Origin of the sequence: uncultured Holdemanella sp. (assembly GCF_958348295.1) — a bacterium.
In the GTDB taxonomy this organism is placed as follows: Bacteria; Bacillota_I; Bacilli_A; order Erysipelotrichales; family Erysipelotrichaceae; genus Holdemanella.
In genome coordinates, this window is record NZ_CATVYQ010000072.1 from 1 (window position 1) to 6,883 (window position 6,883).

The 6,883-nt window shown below is 36.5% G+C and carries 6 protein-coding genes; all 6 read right to left on the reverse strand.

Annotation, left to right across the window (positions count from 1 at the left end; all coding sequences use genetic code 11):
• Positions 1-128 precede the first annotated feature (128 nt).
• Positions 129-776: a YitT family protein gene (locus Q3907_RS10130; RefSeq protein WP_301898188.1), complete on the reverse strand. Its 648-nt coding sequence runs from the start codon at positions 774-776 to the stop codon at positions 129-131.
• A 135-nt stretch (positions 777-911) separates the two neighbouring features.
• Positions 912-2,219, reverse strand: coding sequence for an O-acetylhomoserine aminocarboxypropyltransferase/cysteine synthase family protein (locus Q3907_RS10135; RefSeq protein WP_367881508.1), 1,308 nt, complete (start codon positions 2,217-2,219; stop codon positions 912-914).
• Between the two features lie 167 nt (positions 2,220-2,386).
• A complete protein-coding gene (gene tuf, locus Q3907_RS10140) occupies positions 2,387-3,571 on the reverse strand; it encodes an elongation factor Tu (RefSeq protein ID WP_117995843.1) in 1,185 nt (394 codons plus the stop codon).
• Positions 3,572-3,643: 72 nt separating this feature from the next.
• Entirely contained in the window at positions 3,644-5,740 is a 2,097-nt protein-coding gene (gene fusA, locus Q3907_RS10145; protein WP_301898190.1) for an elongation factor G, read from the reverse strand.
• Between the two features lie 18 nt (positions 5,741-5,758).
• Positions 5,759-6,229 (reverse strand): 30S ribosomal protein S7, encoded by a 471-nt coding sequence (rpsG, locus tag Q3907_RS10150; RefSeq protein ID WP_003866299.1) that lies wholly within the window; start codon positions 6,227-6,229, stop codon positions 5,759-5,761.
• A gap of 25 nt (positions 6,230-6,254) precedes the next feature.
• Positions 6,255-6,668: a 30S ribosomal protein S12 gene (gene rpsL, locus Q3907_RS10155; RefSeq protein WP_117573318.1), complete on the reverse strand. Its 414-nt coding sequence runs from the start codon at positions 6,666-6,668 to the stop codon at positions 6,255-6,257.
• Positions 6,669-6,883 lie beyond the last annotated feature (215 nt).

Consider the following 6,883-nt stretch of genomic DNA (forward strand, 5'->3'; position numbering starts at 1 on the left):
AGCAGTGCTCATCTATATTACCAAATACTTCTCACTTCGTCAAATGTTTTTTTGAATTTTTTTCATATTTTTTTACTATATACGCTTACATCATTGTTTTTAAAAGAAAACTGGCACGTACCAGTCTTTTACTCGCAAATCAATTCTTCAATTTTATATTCAAAAATATGATGAAATAAAGCTATCACTCTACCTACTCCTACTACTGCAACCACTGTCCCTATTCCAACACCAACAATTTGATGAGCAATAAATAAACTAATACATAACGTAATACTTAAATTTAGACAATCAAACAAATTTTTAGCTATACCTACGCTTTTATCAAATCTTTCCGCTAAGGCTTGTACAATCCCATCTCCAGGATTCGGAACAATTTGCATACTTAATGACATTGCTGCACCTATTCCAGTACAAATTATCGCAAAAGTAAGTATTATAAAACGAATTCCTAAATTTTGTGAAGTTGGAATATATACAGTAAATATGTTCAATAAACGCGTAAATATTAAACTTAGCGGTAACTGTAGTATGTCTGATGCAATTCTCTTATGATTTTTTAATCGAATATGAATTATAATCTGAACGATGACAAATATGGCGTATACCACAAAAGTTAAATCTCCAAAATTTAATCCTGTAATTTGCGATATACTATAAGGCACCGATATTATTGGAGAGACTCCTAGATTCGCCTTTGTATTTAAAGTTAGACCTAAAGCTAATATAAACATTCCAACCACATACACTAAAATTCGCAATCTTTTTTTATCCAATCAAACCATCCTTTCAAAAAAGCAATGTTATTCTATCAAAACTATTATATTCTGAACAAATATATTTTGATTTTTAAATATCCTAAAATCATCCCATTAATAAAAAGTCAGAAATATATTCCTGACTTTCATTCACTATGCGACTGCTTTAAATGCTTCATCCAAATCTTGAATAATATCATCGATGTTTTCACATCCAATACTTAATCGAATTGTATTTGGACGAATACCTTGATCTAATAATTCTTCTTCAGTACATTGAGAATGAGTTGTAGTTGCTGGATGAATGACTAAAGATTTTACATCGGCAACATTAGCTAATAAAGAGAATAATTCTTGATTATCAATAAAATCTTTAGCCTTTTGTGCATCGCCCTTAATATCAAATGTAAAGATAGAACCTCCTCCATTAGGAAAATACTTTTTATACAATTCTTGTTGTTTAGGATCTGTAGAAACACTTGGATGAGACACACTTTCTACTTGAGGATGATTATTCAAATATTCAACAACTTTTAAAGCATTATAAGTATGACGTTCTACACGTAAAGACAATGTTTCTAATCCTTGTAAGAATAAGAATGCATTGAAAGGAGAAACCGTAGCTCCAGTATCTCTTAAAAGAATAGCACGTACTTTAGTAACGAAAGCCGCCGGTCCACATGCTTTTGTAAAACTAATGCCATGATAGCTTGGATTTGGTTTTGTTAATGAATCAAATTTTCCACTAGCTTCCCAATCAAATTTTCCTCCATCAACAATAACACCACCAATACTTGTTCCATGTCCACCAATAAATTTTGTAGCTGAATGAACAACAATATCAGCTCCATATTCGATTGGTCTTACTAAATATGGTGTTGCGAATGTATTATCTACTACTAATGGAATTTTATGTTTATGAGCAATCTTTGCGACTGATTCAATATCTACTACATCCGAATTAGGATTTCCTAATGTTTCAATATATAAAGCCTTTGTCTTTTCATTGATTGCACTTTCAACTTCTTCTTCATTAAAAATATCAACGAAATTTGTTTCAATCCCATATTGAGGCAAAGTATGCTCAAACAAGTTAAATGAGCCACCATAAATATTTTTGGCTGAAACTATATTGTCTCCATTTTGAGCTAAGTTCAAAATTGTATATGTAACGGCTGCAGCACCAGATGCTACGGCTAATGCGGCTACACCGCCTTCAAGAGCTGCTATACGCTTTTCAAACACATCCTCCGTTGGATTTGTTAAGCGACCATAAATATTTCCCGCATCGCTCAATCCAAAACGTGCTGCTGCATGATCACAATTTCTAAATACATAAGATGATGTTTGATAAATAGGAACTGCACGTGCATCTGTAGTGGGGTCTGCTTGTTCTTGTCCTACGTGTAATTGTAATGTTTCGAATTTAAAATTTCGTTGATCTCTAGTTAATTTTGTCATAATCATACTCCTTAATTCATACTATTCTTATATGTTTTGTATGATAAAGTAAAAATGCCATGATGTCAATGATAAATGTAATTTTTTATATTATATTTACATTTGTTTCATTATAAAACAAAAAAAAGACCGATACAGATGTATCAGTCTTAAAGTTTAAATTCTAATTAAGCGTCAATTTCAGTAACGTTACCAGCACCTACAGTGTGTCCACCTTCACGGATAGAGAACTTAGTACCAGTTTCGATAGCGATTGGAGCGATCAATTCAACGTTCATAACAACGTTGTCACCAGGCATTACCATGTCAGTTCCTTCTGGCAATGTGATTACACCTGTAACGTCAGTTGTACGAAAGTAGAATTGAGGACGGTAGTTAGAAACGAATGGAGTGTGACGTCCACCTTCTTCTTTAGTTAAAACATAAACTTGTGCTTTAAATTTAGTGTGAGGGTGTACACTTCCAGGTTTAGCTAATACTTGCCCACGTTGGATTTGGTCACGTGCAATACCACGTAACAATGCACCAATGTTGTCACCTGCTTCAGCAACGTCTAATTGTTTGTGGAACATTTCCAAACCAGTTAATACTGTTTTTTGAGTGTCTTTGATACCAACGATTTCAACTTCGTCGTTTAAGTGAGCTTGACCACGTTCAACACGTCCTGTAGCTACTGTACCACGACCAGAAATTGTCATAACGTCTTCGATTGCCATCAAGAATGGTTTATCCATTTCACGAGCTGGATCTGGAATCCAAGTATCAACAGCATCCATCAAATCATAGATTGATTGTTCGTATTTTGGATCTCCTTCAAGAGCTTTTAAAGCTGATCCACGGATAACTGGAGTTTCGTCTCCGTCGAATCCGTATTCGTTTAATAATTCACGAACTTCCATTTCTACTAAGTCGATTAATTCTTCATCATCAACCATATCGCATTTGTTTAAGTAAACAACGATATATTTAACACCTACCTGACGTGCTAACAAGATGTGTTCACGTGTTTGAGGCATAGGTCCATCAGATGCAGCAACTACTAAGATTGCTCCGTCCATCTGAGCAGCACCAGTGATCATGTTTTTTACATAATCGGCGTGGCCTGGACAGTCAACGTGTGCATAGTGACGTTTTTCTGTTTGGTATTCAACGTGTGCAGTGTTGATAGTGATTCCACGTTCTTTTTCTTCTGGAGCACCATCGATTTGGTCATAAGCTTCAGCTTTAGCCATACCTTTTTTAGCTAATACTGTTGTAATAGCTGCTGTTAATGTTGTTTTACCGTGGTCAACGTGACCGATCGTACCAATATTAACGTGAGTTTTACTTCTGTCAAATTTTTCCTTAGCCATTTATAATTTCCTCCTAAATGCTAACATATTTCATACAATAAATATTGTATTTCAGAACCAAACGAAAATCAACTAGTTTTCGTTTGAATTCTCTTTAATAATCTTTTCTGCAATACTCTTTGGAACTTCTGAGTAGTGGTCGAACTTCATAGAGTAGTTTCCACGTCCCTGAGTAAAGCTACGTAAGTCTGTAACATATCCGAACATTTCTGATAATGGAACATGTGCACGAACGATAATGGCATTTCCACGTTCTTCCTGTTCAGTGATTTGTCCACGACGACTTGAAATGTCACCCATAACACTACCTAAGTATTCACTTGGTGCAGTTACTTCTACGAACATAATTGGTTCTAGAATAGCAGGTTTACATTTCTTTCCAGCTTCTTTTAATGCCATACTTGCGGCAATCTTATAAGCCATTTCACTAGAGTCAACATCATGATATGATCCATCAAACAATGTAGCTTTGATATCAATTACTGGATAACCTGCAACCATACCATTTTCCAATGCTGCTTCCAAACCTTCTTGAGTTGGTTTGATGTATTCTCTAGGTACGCTACCACCAACGATAGCATCAACGAATTCAAATCCTTTTCCTTCATTTGGTTCGAATTTGATCCATACGTGACCATATTGTCCACGACCACCTGACTGACGGATGTATTTTCCTTCACAATCAGCAGCCTGACGAATTGTTTCACGGTAAGCAACTTGTGGTTGACCAACATTTGCTTCAACTTTAAATTCACGGCGTAAACGGTCAACAATGATATCCAAGTGAAGTTCACCTACACCGGCAATGATTGTTTGTCCTGTTTCTTCGTTTGTATATGTTTTGAAAGTAGGGTCTTCTTCTGCAAGTTTTGCAAGAGCCAATCCCATTTTGTCTTGGTCAGCTTTTGTTTTTGGTTCCAAAGACAATTCGATTACTGGTTCAGGGAATTCCATAGATTCAAGGATGATTGGGTGATCTTCATCACACAATGTATCACCTGTTGTAGTAACCTTTAAACCAACTGCAGCAGCAATATCACCTGAGTAAACTTCAGAGATTTCTTTACGTGCATTGGCGTGCATCTGAACGATACGTCCGAAACGTTCTTTTTTATCTTTAGTTGAGTTTAATACATAGCTTCCTGCTTTTGCAGTACCTGAATAAACACGGAAGAAAGATAATTTTCCAACGAATGGGTCTGTAGCAATCTTAAATGCTAATGCAGAGAATGGTTGATCATCACCAGGGTGACGAACATCTGGTTCTCCATCTAATGTAGTACCCTTAATTGAAGGTACATCTAATGGACTTGGTAAGTAATCTACTACTGCATCCAATACTAATTGAACACCTTTATTCTTATATGCAGATCCACATAATACTGGGAAGAAGTCACCATTACATACCGCAATACGTAATACACGTTTGATTTCTTCAATTGAAGGTTCTTCACCTTCTAATACTTGCATCATGAAATCTTCATCATAATCTGCTAAGTAATCTAATAATTTAGCACGGTATTCTTCCATAAGATCTACCATATCTTCTGGAACTGGGATTTCAGTGATTACACGACCAAAATCTCCACTAAATTCGTAAGCTTTTCTCTTGATAATATCAATGATAGCTTCGAAGTCTGATTCAGCACCGATTGGTAACTGAATTGGACAAGATTTAGCTCCTAAACGATCGATGATTGTATTGCATGACATTAAGAAGTCAGCACCTGTAGCATCCATTTTGTTACAGAATACAATACGTGGAACGTTATATTCAGTAGCTTGACGCCAAACAGTTTCAGTTTGAGGTTCAACACCTGCTTTAGCATCTAATACTGTTACGGCACCATCTAATACACGTAAACTACGTTCAACTTCTACAGTGAAGTCTACGTGGCCTGGTGTATCGATGATATTAATACGACATTCTTTACCAGTTCCGTCTGTCTTTTTCCAGTGAGCTGTTGTAGCAGCAGAAGTGATTGTGATACCACGTTCTTGTTCTTGCTCCATCCAGTCCATTGTACTAGCTCCATCGTGTGTTTCACCAATCTTGTGGTTTACACCAGAGTAGTAAAGAATACGTTCTGTTGTTGTTGTTTTTCCGGCATCAATGTGCGCCATGATACCGATGTTACGAGTTTCGTGTAAAGCATAGTCTCTAGCCATATTTCTTTACTCCTTCTCTTACCAACGGTAGTGAGCATAAGCCTTGTTAGCTTCTGCCATTTTGTGAGTGTCTTCACGTTTTTTAACACTGGCACCAGTTCCATTAGAAGCATCAATAATTTCAGCTGCTAATCTCTGTTCCATTGTTTTTTCGTTACGTAAACGTGCGTAGTTTACGATCCAACGAAGTCCTAAAGTCAAACGACGTTCGTCGCTTACTTCAACTGGTACTTGGTAGTTGGCTCCACCTACACGTCTAACTTTCAATTCCAATTGAGGCATAACGTTTTCTAAAGCTTGTTCGAAAACCTCCATTGGTGCTTTTCCTGTTTTTACTTCTACGATTTCAAACGCGTTGTACAAAATAGTTTGTGCAACCCCTTTTTTACCATCAATCATGATTTTGTTGATCAAACGAGTAACCAACTTAGAGTTATAAATTGGGTCGACTAGTACGTCACGTTTCGCAATGTGTCCTTTTCTAGGCATCTAATTTCCTCCTTTCACGATTGATCTATTTCTTAGGTCTTTTAGTTCCGTATAATGAACGAGATTGTTTACGGTCATTTACACCAGCGCAGTCCAAAGTTCCACGAACGATGTGGTAACGAACACCTGGTAAGTCTTTAACACGTCCACCACGAATCAATACAACACTGTGTTCCTGTAAGTTGTGTCCGATACCTGGAATGTAAGCTGTAACTTCCATACCATTACTTAAACGAACACGCGCATATTTACGAAGTGCTGAGTTTGGTTTCTTAGGTGTCATGGTACCAACACGAGTACAAACTCCACGTTTTTGTGGACTTGATTGGTTTGTTGGTTTAGACTGCAATGAGTTGTAACCACGGTTCAAAGCTGGAGACTTTGAAACGTTTTGACTGGCCTTACGACCTTTACGAATCAACTGGTTGATTGTAGGCATAAGATCCTCCTTTCAAAATTTTCAATTTCCAAGCAAACGAAGCCGGGTGGGTCTTGCCCATCCATTAAATATAGGCTCTTTCCAGAACCTATTTTCGCATGCAATATTAAGATACAGTATTCAACATGATTTGTCAATTATTTTTTAATATTTTTAAAATATAAGGTCAAAAGAAAAATTTATTCCCACCTTTAGGTTGCGATAACCTTTACACT

Excerpts from the sequence above, each read along its gene's own strand:
- Q3907_RS10135 (WP_367881508.1), bottom strand. The coding sequence starts at position 2,219 with ATGACAAAATTAACTAGAGATCAACGAAATTTTAAATTCGAAACATTA.
- tuf (WP_117995843.1), bottom strand. The coding sequence starts at position 3,571 with ATGGCTAAGGAAAAATTTGACAGAAGTAAAACTCACGTTAATATTGGT.
- fusA (WP_301898190.1), bottom strand. The coding sequence starts at position 5,740 with ATGGCTAGAGACTATGCTTTACACGAAACTCGTAACATCGGTATCATG.
- rpsG (WP_003866299.1), bottom strand. The coding sequence starts at position 6,229 with ATGCCTAGAAAAGGACACATTGCGAAACGTGACGTACTAGTCGACCCA.
- rpsL (WP_117573318.1), bottom strand. The coding sequence starts at position 6,668 with ATGCCTACAATCAACCAGTTGATTCGTAAAGGTCGTAAGGCCAGTCAA.